The following is a 14057-nucleotide window of genomic DNA, read 5'->3' as shown; positions in this document are numbered from 1 at the left end:
GTGTCGTGAACGACGGTGTCCCTCCCACCCGGCACCGGGTGGGAGGGACCTCTCGTTGATCGGCCCGGACGGATCCGTGTCAGCGTTGGGCGGTCGGACGGACGATGATCTCGCTGACGTCGATGTCGGCGGGTTGGGCGATGGCGAAGCCGACGGCCCTGGCGATCGCATCGGCCGGGATGGCGCTCCTGCGGTAATCGACCATGAAGCCGGCCGCATGGGCGTCGGTGATGTGGTCGGCCAGCTCCGACTGGGTCACGCCGGGGGAGATGGTCGTGACACGGATGGCGGGATCGGATTCGATTCGCAGTCCTTCGGTGAGCGCCCAGGCCGCGTACTTGGTTGCCGAGTAGATCGCCGACGTCGGTGGCACCTCGTGGGCGCCGGTCGAGGCCATGGTGATGACGTGTCCGCTCCGCTGCCGCTGAAAGTGCGGCAACACGGCGGCGATCCCGTTGTACAGCCCTCGGACGTTGACCTCGAACATGCGGTCCCACTCCTCGACGAGCAGCACATCGAGACGCGACAGCAGCATGACGCCGGCGTTGCCGACCAGGACATCGAGTCGCCCTCTGGTCGTGACGACGTCCTCGACAAGAGCCTGGAACGCCGTCCGGTCGGTCACGTCCAGAGCGCGTGCTTCGGCACTGTGCCCGGCCTGCTCGATATCCGCGACGATCGCGTCGAGACGGTCGGTGCGCCGCGCGGTCAACACGACGTGGTGGCCTTCGGCCGCGAGATGTCGCGCCGTGGCCTCGCCGATACCGCTGGAGGCGCCCGTCACCAGGATCACTCGTGGTTGTTCGTTATCGGTGGTCATGGACGCCACGCTCCACGGCGCCGGGCCGAGGAGGAAGGCCCCTGCTTTCCAGGCTGCCGCGCACCCTGGGAGAACTCGGGCACCGCCTCTAGAGTGTCGCGGCGCCATGGACGTCCGCCGTCTGTCCGGTTGGTCGACCCACGGGGCGGCTCCTGCGCAGACTATTGATCACTACACTCGACTGTTATGAGCACGGTGCGTGACATATCGTCGGCACCTGCGGGCGGCTACCTCATGGAACGCTGGGCAACCCCCGATGTTCGGGCGGGCGAACGCGGTGACTTCTTCGCCGACCTGGTGCATCGATACCACTGCGAGATGGACATCCGGTTCTCCCAGCACGAGGACTTCGTGGCACACGGATTCCGACAGACCTCCGGCCTCTACCAGATCTTGGACTGGCGGCAGCGCGACGAATGCAGGCTCTTACGCGGCAAGCGGCAGATCTCTCGGGATCCGTATGAGAACTACCTCTTCGTCCTGCCCTTTCGGGCTTCGCTGGGGGTCACGGCCAACGATGCCGAAGCCGAACTGTTTCCGCAGACAGGCGTCTTGCTCACCGTGAACGAGCCGATCGACGTACTGGGCGCGGCGGGCCTGCATGCCGCCGTGCTGGCCATCCCCAGCCGCGAGATCGATGCCCGGCTCGATCGTTGCGACCTCTTCGGCGCGATCGACCTGTCCACGGGCGTCGGCCGGATCGTCCGCGACATCGTGACCGGGCTGATGGCCGAAGCCGAGGTCCTGAACGCGGACCAGTTCAACGCGATCTGCGATCGCATGGTCGAGATGCTGTGTATGGCCGTGGTCGGTGACGATCGGCCCGGTGTCGCGTCGCACGCCGACACGGTGGCGACCTCGATTCGCCGCCATGTTCGCAACCATGCACGCGATCCACACCTGACGGGCGAGAGCATCGCGCACGCCCTCGGCTGGTCGTTGCGCTATGTCCAACTCGTTCTGCGACGGTCCGGCACCACGCCCCGCGAGTTGATCCGTGAGGAGCGGCTTCGGCTGGCCCGAGAGCTACTGATGAGCCCCGCTCACCGACACCTGTCCATCTCGAACATCGCGCATGCCGCGGGCTTCGCCTCGCACAGCGCGTTCAGCACGACCTTCCGGCAGCGTTTCGGCAACACACCCCGCGACCTGCGCCCACCGCACTCCGGAGCAGCGCCCACCGGGGAGCCGTAGCCGAGGCCGAGAAAGCGTATCGGAGCAATGACCGTTCGTGTCAGCGCAAGCAGCCGGCGGGCACCGGGTCCTAGATTGATCACATGCTCCGGGGGGAAGCAATAGCAAGCGGGCGGGTCCACAGGGGGAGGATCGGTGCGGCAGCCTCGACGGGTGTCGACGATCTCGGCGGGCTCCTCGCTGAGTTCCGCCAACGTGCGGGCTTGACGCAGCAGGAATTGGCGGACATCACCGGGATGAGCGTCGCAGGGGTGCGCGACATCGAACAGCATCGCGTTCTGGGACCGAGGTCCGACACCGTACGCAGGCTCATCTGGGCACTGGGATTGTCCGATGTCGAGGTTCAGCGACTACGCGGCGCCGCTGCGCGGGGTCGGGACCTCGGCGCGGGACGTCCGCGCCGAGATCCCGCCCGCGGGTGAGGGACGGGTCGGAGCCGCCGCTCGGGAGACGCGGAATCGTCGTCCCACGCCCATCCGGTCACGTCCAGGAATGCTCGCGCAACGCCTCGCGGATCTGCTGCGGGTCGGTGAATCGGTCGGCGAACCGGTCCGGCCGCCATTCGTCCGGGCCTGCCGATCCGCCGGTCCCCTCGGTGATCTGGCGCGTCAACGCTCGCGCATAACCGGGTCCGTAGGTTATGCCCGACTCGTTGTCCCCGGCGAGGATGTAGGCCCCGGTGACACCGGGCACCGCACCGACCAGGGCCCGCATGTCCGGTGTGTAACAGGGAGCGCCGTGGCTGATCCGCAGGTGTTCCCGGCTCGCCAGCGCAGGCAGTGTCGCCCTGCCACGCTCCGCGATCCGCAGGATCTCCAGCACGCCATCGATCGGCAGTTGGTCCAGTCGGTCGGGTACCGGTTCCCCGACCAGGACATCGCGTGGCCAGACCTCATAGGTGCCACCCCACAGCAGACCGCCGTCCTGGCCCCGGACCCACAGCATCGTGCCGCCAGCCGGCTCCTCGGGTGCGAGACCGGTCAGGAAGAGGGCAGGCATCGTGTCCGGGATACCGAGTGGCCCGGTGTGGACCCGCGAGGTCACCTGCGGTACCTGGGGTAGGAGGAACCCGAGCCAGTTCGCCATGGTGTTGTTCCACGCGCCCGCAGCGAGCACCACCGCTTCACAGCCGACGGAACCGCGCACGGTCTGCACCTCGCGTACTCGGCCGCCTTGGACGGTGATCCCCGTGACCGGTCGTCTGCTGTCGATCACGCCACCCGCCGCGCGGACACGGTCGGCGAGTACCGATACCACCTTCGGCGCGTGGACCTGAGCCCCGTCCTCGTCCAGAAGTCCGGCGTGGACACCGGAGGCGGGTACGGCGCCGCCGGTCCGTGCCTCGACCTCCGCTGGACTCAGTACCGATTCATCCGCCGCATTCCCGCCATCGCTTAAAGCGCGCCAGGCGGCCTCGCCTGCCGCGATATACAGCGTCGAGTTCGCGCGATAGGAGATATCGTGTCCATTGTCGTGCAGCGCGGAATAGAACTCGCGGCCATAACGCGACGCCTGGATCTCCGGCTCCTGTGGTGCCCAATCCGCGAGAAATCCGCCGCCCGCCGCAGTGGTCCCCTGACCGACCTCATCCCGTTCGATCAACCGGACGTCTCGCACGCCGGCTTTCAGCAGGTGCAGGGCCATGGCGCAGCCCATCACCCCACCACCGACAACGACGACCTCGGCACGATCGGCCATGTCACACTCCAAAGCGTAGAAGGGCATCGCTAAGTCGGGCGCGGTCATTACCCGGTGGGTGAGCGCGCCCGTCTCGATTCCTGAATCGAGATATCTCGGATGTCGTCGACGACGCTAGCCGAGCGGAACCCTCATATGCACATGGCGATTTCGAAATGGTCGGTACCAGCAGCATCGGCGATCCCGATCGGCCTGCATCAGGGCATGTCGGGCCGGTGGCCGGGATCGGGCAGGGTCGGCCCGGGTAATCGAGATGACCGACTACATGCTCTGTCCGAACCGCCGATACAGCGGCCAGAGCAGCAGCGTCTGGTAGACGATGCCGCCGACGAGATACGGCCACCAGGTGGTCCCGTCACTCGCGGCGATGAACGCCTGGGCAGGCCAGTAGGTGGGCACGATTCCGAAGACGAGGCTCCAGGGTGCTTCGATGAAGGCGGGCAGCAGCGGTAAGCCCGCGATCACGATGCCCATCCCGCGCAGCGCGGCGAGGCCTTCGACCTTGTTCTTGGCCATCTGCAGGATGGCCAATGCGATCACCAGGGTGGACTGGCCGGTCAGTACACCGATCGGAACGAGCGACGGCAGCAGCGCGAGTGGGAGGATGCCGCTCGCCGACATCGTGCCGAGAACGAATATCAGCGTGACGCCGACTGCGGTAATCGATCGGTAGGCCAGGTAGTCCCCCGGCGAAACGGGGGTGACCCGCATGGCCGTGAGTGTGCCTGCGTCCCGCTCGTCGAGCAGCAGCAGCGCGGTAACACCTCCGATCACGATCGGGCTGGTGAGCAGGAGGAACCCGACCAGTATCAGCGGGTAGTACGACGTGAGGTCGAATCCGGTGTTCTCCGCGAGCATGCGCGTTACCGGTGGAGTGCCGAACCGAACGGTGGCGATCCACACCAAGGGCGCGAGGATCATCCCGATGATGAGCGGGTCGCGCCGCGCTCCGCGAAGGTCGTTGCGGGCGAAGACCGTCAGAGCCCTTGCCATGTCACGAGCCACCTGTTCTGGCGACGAGATACCGGTCGAAGAGTCTTCTGGCCACGAGCGATAGCCCGAAGGTGAAAAGGATCGGGTAAACCAGGCCGTAACCGATCTGCCAGCCGGTCAACGTCGTCTGTTCGAAGGCCGCGCCGAGGAACAGCAACGGGCCGTAGGTCGGAAGCGGATAGAGCCACGGTGTTTCCCACAGCCCGGCGTAGCCGAGGAGCGGCAGGTTGAAGACCGCGATCGGGATGACGGCGGGCATGAACCAGTCACTGATCGATCGGAACGGCAGGACCGTGAGGAAGCCGACCAGCAACATCAGCACGGTGCCCAGCGTCGTACCCACGAGCAGCAGTGGCAGGTGATAGTCGACCCCGTGTGTCACCGTCGTGATGAACACCGCCAAGAGGGCGGAGAGTCCGGTCAACACGATCACCTTCGAAGCAAGGTATTCGTGGAACCGCAACGGCGTGCTCACCACGGCGTTCAACGTCCGTTCGCCCTTCTCGAAGAAGACGGCACCTGCGACGAAGAAGAACCCGACGATCAGTAGGTCACCGAAGATCACATACGGACTGACCACGGACCGCAGTTCGTCGGACATCGGCAGGAGCAGCGCCAGCCAGAGCACGCCGGAGAACACTGCCGCGTGTAGGAATCGGTACCGGATCTGGAGGGTGAGCTCTAAGCGCAGCGCGGTCCCGAGTCGTTTCATGCCACGCTCCGGCCGGTGGCCTCCACGAAGACGTCATCGAGGGTGGCTTCGCCACTGTGGATGGTCTCGACCTGCTTGGTGCGCAATAGCGTGTGGAAGTCCGCATCGTCAGCCAGCGAGTCGAGCGGGAAGACGCGGGAATGCAGCGTCTGTGCTGCATCCCGGTACTCCACCCGCACTTGGCGTTGACTGCGCTGGACCTTCAGTTGCCGAGGCGAGTCGAGCACCATGATCTTGCCGTCGACGACGAAGGCGACTCGGTCACAGAGTTGGTCTGCGGTCGCCATGTCGTGGGTGGTCAAGAAGATCGTCTTTCCGCGTGCTCTCTCGGCGAGGACGATGTCTCTGACATTGCGTGCGTTGACCGGGTCGAGCCCGGATGTCGGCTCGTCGAGGAACAACAGGTCGGCGTCATGCAGCAGCGAACGCACGAGGACGAGACGCATCTGCATGCCCTTGGAGAAACGCGAGACCCGGGTATTCGCATCGGCTGCGAGGCCCACGGCGTCGAGTAGTTCCAGCGGGTCCCGCGTGGGCCGGTCGTAGAGCGAGGCGAAGAACGACAGGTTCTCCAGCGCCGTGAGCTTCTGATAGTGGTTGGGCAGTTCGAAGGACACGCCGACGCGTTGGTAGTAGTCCTGACCCCAGGCTTCCGGCTCACGGCCCCATACCGAGACCGAACCGCCATGTCCGGTCAGCAGGCCTATCAGGATCTTCTGGGTCGTCGATTTCCCGGCCCCACTCGGTCCGAGGAATCCGAAGATCTCACCGGCGTCAACGGTGAAGTCCATTCCTCGCACCGCTGCTTCCGTTGCGCCGGGGTAGGTGAAGGTGAGGTCGTCGACCTCGATCACAGCCATGCCTACACCGTACTCAATGTTTGCACTTTTGCGAAGGTTCAAAACCTATACGATGTGGCGGACATCGAAGGAGAGTGATGAACGACCCGATGCAGGCCGCCGAACGGCTCGCGCTGACGCTCACCCAAGGCGGAATGCAGCGGATGACCGCCCGGGTGATGAGTGCATTGCTATTCGCCGACCAGGAGACGGTCACCGCAGGTGAACTGGCGGACTGGCTGCAGATCAGCCCCGGCACGGTGTCGACCGCCATCAAGAATCTGGTCACCGTGGGGCTCATCGAGCGGGTACCTGCTCCCGGGAGTCGTCGAGAACACTTCCGTTTCCGCGATGACGCATGGACAACCCTGATGTCCAGCAAGAACTCGACTCTCAAGGTCATGCAGGACGCGGCACAGCACGGAATCGACGCGGCAGGCGAGGACAGCATCTCCGGTCGTCGGCTCATCGCGATGCGTGACTTCTACGGCTACCTCATGGTCGAACTTCCGAAGGTCATCGACCGATGGAACGCCGAGCGAATCGAGCGTGCCGGAGGAGACTGACGACAGGGGAGCGGATCAGCCACCGAGGTCTCTACGTGCATGACCGACACCACCGAGAATCGCCAGGAGTAGGGCGATCACCGACAGGGCGGCGAACCCCGCCCCATCCGGCGGGGAGTGCGGAACCGCCGCAAGATGGGCGAACGGGGAGAGATCACGCACCCACGCCGGAGCGCCGGTGCTCTCGGCGAGGACGTCGAGCAGGAAACCCGCGGTCACCGGTAGACAGCCGATCGCCAAGACATGTCGAGGGAGCCAACCGAGCGCGGCGGTCGCAGCTCCGAGGCACAACAGCGCGATCGGCAGCAGATTGAAAGCCCCCGTGAGAGCCTGCCCCAGACTCAGCGGTGCCTGGATGACGCGGGTTCCCCACCACATCGCGGCACCGATCACACAGAACAGGAAAATCGCACCGAACAGACTGATCACGAACTCGACGGCCACGAGCCATTGCCGGGACACCGCCGTCGCGAACAGCGGAATCGATCGGCCGCTGTGTTCGTCCTCCCGCATGGCGGCAATGCGTGTCGCCGCGAAGCAGCTCACCGGAATCGAGAGCAGCACGAACATCGTCGCGGCGTAACCGCTGGTGGCGTTCAACAGACCGAACCCGGCAGCGGCGGCCAACTCGGTGAACCGGGCACTACCGGCGAGGAAGTCGACGATCGAGATGGCCAGCATGCCAAGCAGCCCAGCGAACGCCGCGAGCCCGATCGCCCAACCCGCCAGCGCTGGCAGCGCTCGTCGGATCGCGAAAGCACCGAGCGACCCGAGGAACATCATCCGCGATGGCCGTCGCGCAGTAGGCGATAGGACCCCGGTGCCGATGTCACGTTCCCGAGCGATGGCGAGCGCGGCCCCGGCGAACAACACAGGTAATAGAAACAGGACGATGAGCGGGGCGGACCGATCGTGCCAGTACGGACCCACTTCGCCCACGACTCCGAAGGGCGTTAGCCATCGCAGCCAGTCCACGTTCTCGATCCCGTCGGCGACCATCCTCGCCAACATCGCAGCCACCAACAGTCCGATGCTCAGTCCTGTCGCGCCTGCTCGCGAGGGAAGGATCTGCGCGCACAACGTGCCGAGAGCGGCGAAGCCCATGCCGACACCGAACAATCCGGCGGCATGCAATACCGACCCGACCACGGCTGTCCCGGTGAGAACGAGCGTTCCAGCGAGCACCACGCCGATGGCGAGAAGACAGCAGACGAGCACCAGGAGGGATAGCGCCACCGCCTCGGCGCGGGTCGTTCGCCCAGCTAGAAGAAGGTCTGAACGCCCGGCCTCTTCTTCCCCTCGGGTGAGACGAATCGCGATCAGGCAGGCCCACACTCCCACCAGCACTGTGACGGGTATGCCCGTCCGCCAGACCGTGAATCCGCCAGGATCGTCCAGAGCCAGCGGCGTACCGAAGATGATGCGAATCGCCGGATTCCCCGTCAGTTCCACCAGCGCCCGGGCGTCGAGTGCGCCAGCGAACATGGTCTCGAACTGAGCTGCCACCAGGCCGGAGAGCCCGGCCACGACGGCCAAGACCGCGACCGCACTACGGCGCGATTGCCGGAAGTACAGGGCGGCGATAGCGCGTAGCGGTGTCAGCCGATTCGTCTGCGCCGACGGTCGCCTTGCGGTCGACTCCTCCAGAATCATCGGTCCTGCCCGCCGTAGTACTCGAGGAAGATCTCCTCCAGCGTCGGAACTCGGACCTCGATCGTCTGGATCTCGGAGGAAGCGAGCGTGCGTAACGCTGGGGCGGCCGCCCCCGACAACGTGAAGCGGAGCCGCGAGTCGCCGAGGTCCTGCGTCTCCAGGACGCCGGGCGTCCGGGTCAGGTCTGGTGGCTGGCCCGTGAAGGACACCTCGACCTCCGTCCGACGGAGTCGCCGCAGCTCCGCGATCCGAGCGACCTCCACCAAGCGGCCGGACCGCAGGATCGCGACGCGGTCACACAGCGCCTCCACCTCGTCGAGCAGATGCGAACTGAGAAACACCGTCTGACCTCGGTCCCGAGCCTCGATGACACACCGACGGAACTCGCGATCCATCAGCGGATCGAGACCGCTGGTCGGTTCGTCGAGGATGAGTAGCGGCGCTCGAGTGGCGAACGCGGCGATCAGCGCGACCTTCTGACGGTTGCCCGTGGAGTAGGTCTTGGCCGCGCGGTCGAGGTCGAGAGCGAACCGCTCGACCAGTAGGCCTCGATACTCGTGATCGACCGCGGAACCGGTCCGTTCGAGTAACCGGAGGATCTCGGCGCCGGTCAGCGAGGGCCACAGCGACACATCGGCGGGCACGTAGGCGACATGGCGATGCGCCCGCCGGACGTCTCGGACATCGTCGCCGAACAACGTGGCGCTGCCTGCGGAGGCCCGGACCAGGCCCAGCAGGATCCGAATCGTCGTCGATTTGCCCGCGCCATTGGGTCCTAGGAAGCCGAAGACCTCGCCGCGTCCGACGGTGAGCGAGAGGTCCTCGACAGCCGTTGTACGCCCGAAGCGTTTGGTGAGTCCCCGCAGATCTATCGCAGGTGGATCTGCTGGGCAGGCAGCGTCCGATGAAGCGGCCATGGGCTCGTTCCTCTCGACGACAACGATCACACCATGCCGACCAGACTTCCCGGCGCACCGATCGAGACGGTACTCCGCTGGTTCGCGCGACAGCAGACTGCTCGGTGAATCGGCACCGCTAAATCTGTTCCGCGACCGATCGCCGAGGTCGGCGCTTGAGCGGACCCGGCGGCAATCGTGTGGCGCGGTGCCCTGCAACGCCTCCGAAGATCCACGACCGTGCCGGAGGTTCGTGCCGAGAGGGGGATCGGAAGTCCGTGGTTGTCCCGGCTCGGGGCGAATAGAAACGACCTCATGACCATCTTGAACGACGTCTCGCCGATGCCGGAGCGGATCGTGGATCCCGCTGCCGCCCGGGCCCGCCACGGGGATCGGTTCGACTTCATCCTGCGGATGCTGCAGGTGGGGGATCCGCTGGCCGATGCCGTCATCGTCGAGTTCGACGAGTTGGGTCGATCCGCTCGCGTTGCACTACAGCGCGGTCTCGCCGAGGGGCGAGCGGCTGTGTCGGATGCGCCGCCCGCCGTCGACGCGCTGCTCGCCCAGGTGGAGACCTTGCCCGAGTGGGTTTCCACGATGCAGCTGGCGGACGGCGATCGGACCTCGCTCGCGGTGCCGTTTCACTGGAGCAATCTGGCGTTCTCCTGCGGATCGTTGGTCCACACCTATAGTTCTCCGTCGATTGCGAGATTGCTGGTCGGCACCGGTCGGTTGACCTCGACCGCGCCGCGTCGGCTCGCCGAGACCGGGCTGTGGAATGCGTCGGCGATCCTGCCCGGCGGTCTGCTGCGTGGCGCCCCGGGCTATGTGCAGACGGTGCAGGTCCGGTTGCTGCATGCGCGGGTTCGAGCCACGGCCACCGCGCATGGGTGGGAAGCAGGCCGGTGGGGAGTGCCGATCAACCAGGCCGATATCGCGCGCACCTGGCTCGACTTCACCGTGGTGCCCTTCAACTTCCTGGCGGGCATCGGCTACTCGCTGACTCAGGAGGAACAGTCCCGTCTCTACCGGTACTGGTGGTACGTGGCGCGGCTACTCGGGCTCGACGAACGATTCTTCCTCGGCATCGAGAACCACGAGCAGGCGGCGGAACTGCTGGATTTGCTCGACTCGACGACCGCCCCGCCGGACGACGACAGCAGGGCGCTGGTTGGGGCGCTGCTCGACGCCGCGATCACCACGCTTGCCGCCCAACCGCAGTCACCGATGGACGCTACGGGTTGGCGCGATCTGGTCCATGCGGTGACCCGGTCTTTCCACGGCGCGGCCACCGCCGATGCACTGGGCATTCCCGAATCGCCCGTCACGGCGGTGCTGCCCCTGCTTGCCGCAGGCGAGGCGAAAGCGCGCAGCCACCAGTTGCAGCTTCCGGGTGCTTTGCAGACGGCCGAGGAAGCGGGCATCCGCGCCTTCAACGGTCTCATCGCGGCCCTCCCCGACCCGACCGCGTACCAGGAGCACGCCGCCGCAGCGTGAGACCGATGCCGATCGTTAGGCATGGCGCCTGGATCGCCCGACCAACGGGAGACGCCCGCCGAGCTCACTGCTCGGCGGGTGTCCGCCGTCGGTTGCGGGTCAGGGGCGGGCGGCCAACGCCTCGACCTCGAACAGCACGTCGGGCGTGGCCAGGCCTGCGACTCCGATGAGGGTCTGCGTGGGCGGATTCTCGCCCCAGTTCTTCCGTACAGCTGCGGCGATCGGCCCGAGCTTGCCGACGTCGTGGTTCACCACATAGGTCCGGAGTTGGACGACGTGGCCGAGATCGAGCCCGTGCGCGGCCAAGGCGACACCGATGTTGCGGAAGGTCTGCTCGACCTGCTCGGTGAAGTCGGACGAGACGATCTCGCCATCCGGGGTCGATCCGTACTGACCCGCGATCAACACCAGACCCGTATCCGCGGAGATAGCGGCGGTGTGGCTGTAACCACGCGGAACCGGATTGTGTAGACCGGCGGGGTTGACGATGGTGTGTGCCATGGGGGCTTCCTCTCGGTTGTGATGAGGCGAGCCTTCCCGGAATACACGACATCCTGTGTCGTGTATTCCGGTAACTTCTTCGAATGCGCGCCGACCGGCTGATCTCGTTGGTGTTGCTGCTCCGCCAGCGCGGGCGGTTGTCCGCGGCGGCGATAGCAGGCGAGCTGGAGGTCTCGACCCGCACCGTGCTGCGCGACATCGAGGCGCTGTCTGCTGCAGGCGTGCCGGTCTACGCGGAGCGCGGTCGGCACGGCGGTTTCGTATTGTTGTCCGATTTCCGGACCGATCTCACCGGGCTGAACCACGACGAGGCGCTAGCCCTGTTGGTCGCCGGGTCTCGCAGCGGTGCGCAGGCCTTCGGTCTCGGTTCCGCGCTGGCCTCGGCGATGCGCAAGGTGGTCGATGCATTGCCCGACAGCTATCGATCTACCTCGGCCGATGCGGCTCGCCGATTGCTCGTCGAACCAGCGGCCGATCTGCTCTCCCGCGCCCGAGGCGCCGAGGAGGAGGTCCCCGACGCCGTGATGACCGAGGTTCGGCGCGCGGTGCTCGCGGGCCATCGACTACGCATCCATTACACAGCCGTGAACCAGGATCCGAAGTGGCGGACGGTGGACCCGATCGGGCTGGTCACGGCACGCGGACAGGGCTACCTACTCGCCACTCGGTCCGGTGCGGACCGCACCTACCGGCTGGCTCGGATCCTGGCCGCCGAGGAGTTGACGGAGCCTGCTCAACGACCCGACCGTATCGACCTGGACCACACCTGGCGGGCACGCAGCACGAGCTTTCGGTCTGGCGGCGAGCAGGTCACCGTGCTGCTGCGGTTGCATCCGGCGCGGCGGGCTGAGCTGGCGCGGACCGCGCTCGCCGTCCGCGCCGAGGAAGCCGACGCGGACGGCTGGCTGCGGCTGGAGGCCGATTTCCAGGATTCGCGACACGCGGAATGGGCGTTATGGACGCTTGCCACGGACGCGGAAGCCTTGACCCCGCAGTGGCTGCGCACCACGCTGCACGGTCGCGCCGAGGGGATCGCCACCCGCTACGGGCCGAGCCACTGATCTCGAGATTTGAACGTCGCCTCCGCTGGGATCTTCGCGCGAACGGCCGCCGCGACCAAGTTGGTCGCGGCGGCCGCAGTTGTCGACGCCGATCAGGCGGGGTAGGCGACCGCGATGTCCAACACCCAGGTGATGCCGAAGCGGTCGGTGAGCTGGCCGTAGAGCGGCGCCCACTCCGAGGGGCCGAGGGGCTGCTTCACCTCGGCGCCGTCGACGAGCTTGTCCCAGTAGCCCTGCAACTCGGCCGTGTCGGTGCCTCGAACGGACACGAAGAACGGGTCCTTGCCCTGGTCCCACTCCAGGTGTGGGTAGACGTCGTAGGCCATGACGCTGAAGCCGTTCTCGGCGGTGAGCTGGCCGAAGCTGACGTGGTCGGCGGTGGCGGGGTCGGTGTTGCCCATGTCGGAGTAGGCCGCGATCACCAGCTTGCCGCCGAACACGGACTGGTAGAACTCCAGCGCCTTCCGGGCGTCGCCTCGGAAGTTCAGGTGCGGTGTGACGTTGACGCTCATGTCGGATTTCTTCCTTGTTCTCGGGTCTGCGAGCCGGTGGTCTTCCCCGCTCGCCGAGCAGCTTCACACCAGTACCGGTCATATCGCGTCCGCTTCTCTGCCAGAATCGGTGACATGGCCGGATCACCGTCGCGGATGCTGAAGCTGCTGTCGCTGTTGCAGACTCGGCGTGACTGGCCGGGCCGGGTGCTGTCCGAGCGGTTGAAGATCAGCGACCGCACGATGCGCCGCGATATCGACCAGCTGCGCGAACTCGGCTATCGGATCGTGGCGATCAAGGGCCCGGACGGCGGCTATCGACTCGATGCGGGTTCGGAGCTGCCGCCGTTGTTGTTCGACGACGACCAGGCGGTCGCGCTCGCCGTCGCCCTGCAGGCCGCCGCTGCCTCGGGCGCGGCCGACGGCGAGACGGCGCTGCGTGCATTGCAGACCGTGCGGCAGGTGATGCCGGCCAGACTGCGGCACCGGATCGACGCGATGACCTTCACGACCCTGCCCGCCGACGCCGGGACCTCGGTCGACGCCGAGGTGCTCATCGCCGTGAGCACGGCGGTCCGGGCGCGCGAGATCCTGCGGTTCGACTACGTCTCGGTCGGGCGCGATGCGTCGGCCGCACCGGCTCGGCGGCGGGTCGAGCCGCATCACGTCGTGCTCGGTGCCGGACGCTGGTACCTCGTCGCCTGGGACCTCGACGCCGAGGATTGGCGGGTGTATCGGCTGGACCGGTTGACGCCCCGGGTCCCCACCGGTCCGCGTTTCACCCCGCGCACCGTGCCGGGTGGTGACGTGCGCGAATTCCTCGCCGCTCGCTTCAAGGGCTCGGATCGGGGCAACAGGTGGCCCTGCACGGGCGAGGTCGTCCTGGAGCTGCCTGCGGATCGGGTCGCGCCCTTCGTACCGGACGGCATTGTCGAGGAACTCGGACCCGACCGGTGCAGGCTGATCACCGGGTCGTGGTCCTGGCAGGCCCTGGCCGCTTCGATCGGTCGTTTCGAGGTCGCCATCACCGAGGTGGCGCCCGTCGAACTCGCCGACGCCTTCCGATTGCTCGCGCAGCGCTTCGCCGATGCGGCGGAAAGACACCGTCGGTAGCGGACGTCAGATGACCGGTACCG

The 14057-nt window shown here is 66.5% G+C and carries 15 protein-coding genes; 6 read left to right on the top strand and 9 right to left on the bottom strand.

The features are described from left to right. Positions 1–79 precede the first annotated feature (79 nt). Positions 80–820 (bottom strand): SDR family oxidoreductase, encoded by a 741-nt coding sequence (locus tag BKA25_RS21945; protein WP_069847004.1) that lies wholly within the window; start codon positions 818–820, stop codon positions 80–82. A 186-nt stretch (positions 821–1006) separates the two neighbouring features. On the opposite strand from BKA25_RS21945, the gene BKA25_RS21940 reads away from it, so the two are divergent. Both BKA25_RS21940 and BKA25_RS21935 read left to right on the top strand, forming a co-directional pair. After that, positions 1007–2014: an AraC family transcriptional regulator gene (locus BKA25_RS21940; RefSeq protein WP_084642573.1), complete on the top strand. Its 1008-nt coding sequence runs from the start codon at positions 1007–1009 to the stop codon at positions 2012–2014. An 83-nt stretch (positions 2015–2097) separates the two neighbouring features. Further along, positions 2098–2436 (top strand): helix-turn-helix domain-containing protein, encoded by a 339-nt coding sequence (locus tag BKA25_RS21935; protein ID WP_069847007.1) that lies wholly within the window; start codon positions 2098–2100, stop codon positions 2434–2436. A gap of 58 nt (positions 2437–2494) precedes the next feature. On the opposite strand, the gene BKA25_RS21930 is transcribed toward BKA25_RS21935, so the two are convergent. The 4 genes from BKA25_RS21930 to BKA25_RS21915 form a co-directional block, all read right to left on the bottom strand. Further along, the gene (locus BKA25_RS21930; RefSeq protein WP_172803737.1) at positions 2495–3712 is read right to left on the bottom strand and encodes an NAD(P)/FAD-dependent oxidoreductase; all 1218 of its coding nucleotides are present in this window, start codon (positions 3710–3712) and stop codon (positions 2495–2497) included. Between the two features lie 261 nt (positions 3713–3973). Beyond that, positions 3974–4705, bottom strand: coding sequence for an Rv2686c family ABC transporter permease subunit (locus BKA25_RS21925; RefSeq protein WP_084642575.1), 732 nt, complete (start codon positions 4703–4705; stop codon positions 3974–3976). Between the two features lies 1 nt (position 4706). Next, the gene (locus tag BKA25_RS21920; protein WP_069847011.1) at positions 4707–5417 is read right to left on the bottom strand and encodes a fluoroquinolone export ABC transporter permease subunit; all 711 of its coding nucleotides are present in this window, start codon (positions 5415–5417) and stop codon (positions 4707–4709) included. Beyond that, on the bottom strand, positions 5414–6277 hold the full coding sequence (locus tag BKA25_RS21915) for an ABC transporter ATP-binding protein (protein ID WP_084642577.1): 864 nt from the start codon (positions 6275–6277) through the stop codon (positions 5414–5416). The genes BKA25_RS21920 and BKA25_RS21915 overlap by 4 nt, the downstream gene beginning before the upstream one ends. 77 nt (positions 6278–6354) lie before the next feature. On the opposite strand from BKA25_RS21915, the gene BKA25_RS21910 reads away from it, so the two are divergent. After that, complete coding sequence (locus BKA25_RS21910) at positions 6355–6822, top strand: GbsR/MarR family transcriptional regulator (protein WP_069847014.1); 468 nt, start codon at positions 6355–6357, stop codon at positions 6820–6822. Between the two features lie 15 nt (positions 6823–6837). On the opposite strand, the gene BKA25_RS21905 is transcribed toward BKA25_RS21910, so the two are convergent. Both BKA25_RS21905 and BKA25_RS21900 read right to left on the bottom strand, forming a co-directional pair. Further along, positions 6838–8475 carry an ABC transporter permease gene (locus BKA25_RS21905; protein ID WP_069847016.1) on the bottom strand — a complete coding sequence of 546 codons (1638 nt, stop codon included), beginning with the start codon at positions 8473–8475 and terminating at the stop codon, positions 6838–6840. Then, the gene (locus BKA25_RS21900) at positions 8472–9392 is read right to left on the bottom strand and encodes an ABC transporter ATP-binding protein (RefSeq protein ID WP_069853306.1); all 921 of its coding nucleotides are present in this window, start codon (positions 9390–9392) and stop codon (positions 8472–8474) included. The genes BKA25_RS21905 and BKA25_RS21900 overlap by 4 nt, the downstream gene beginning before the upstream one ends. Positions 9393–9686: 294 nt before the next feature. Between BKA25_RS21900 and BKA25_RS21895 the strand changes: the two genes are divergently transcribed. After that, complete coding sequence (locus BKA25_RS21895) at positions 9687–10868, top strand: oxygenase MpaB family protein (RefSeq protein WP_084642578.1); 1182 nt, start codon at positions 9687–9689, stop codon at positions 10866–10868. A 99-nt stretch (positions 10869–10967) separates the two neighbouring features. On the opposite strand, the gene BKA25_RS21890 is transcribed toward BKA25_RS21895, so the two are convergent. Next, positions 10968–11369, bottom strand: coding sequence for a RidA family protein (locus tag BKA25_RS21890; protein ID WP_069847018.1), 402 nt, complete (start codon positions 11367–11369; stop codon positions 10968–10970). Between the two features lie 83 nt (positions 11370–11452). Here BKA25_RS21890 and BKA25_RS21885 point away from each other — a divergent pair, with 83 nt between their 5' ends. Continuing rightward, positions 11453–12430 carry a helix-turn-helix transcriptional regulator gene (locus BKA25_RS21885; protein ID WP_069847020.1) on the top strand — a complete coding sequence of 326 codons (978 nt, stop codon included), beginning with the start codon at positions 11453–11455 and terminating at the stop codon, positions 12428–12430. A 92-nt stretch (positions 12431–12522) separates the two neighbouring features. Here BKA25_RS21885 and BKA25_RS21880 read toward each other — a convergent pair whose 3' ends face one another. Further along, the gene (locus BKA25_RS21880) at positions 12523–12942 is read right to left on the bottom strand and encodes a VOC family protein (protein ID WP_069847022.1); all 420 of its coding nucleotides are present in this window, start codon (positions 12940–12942) and stop codon (positions 12523–12525) included. Between the two features lie 114 nt (positions 12943–13056). Here BKA25_RS21880 and BKA25_RS21875 point away from each other — a divergent pair, with 114 nt between their 5' ends. After that, on the top strand, positions 13057–14034 hold the full coding sequence (locus BKA25_RS21875) for a helix-turn-helix transcriptional regulator (RefSeq protein ID WP_069847023.1): 978 nt from the start codon (positions 13057–13059) through the stop codon (positions 14032–14034). Positions 14035–14057: the final 23 nt, after the last annotated feature.

Origin of the sequence: Actinoalloteichus hymeniacidonis (assembly GCF_014203365.1) — a bacterium.
Classification (GTDB): Bacteria; Actinomycetota; Actinomycetes; order Mycobacteriales; family Pseudonocardiaceae; genus Actinoalloteichus_A; species Actinoalloteichus_A hymeniacidonis.
This window is presented reverse-complemented; position numbering and strand designations above follow the sequence as displayed.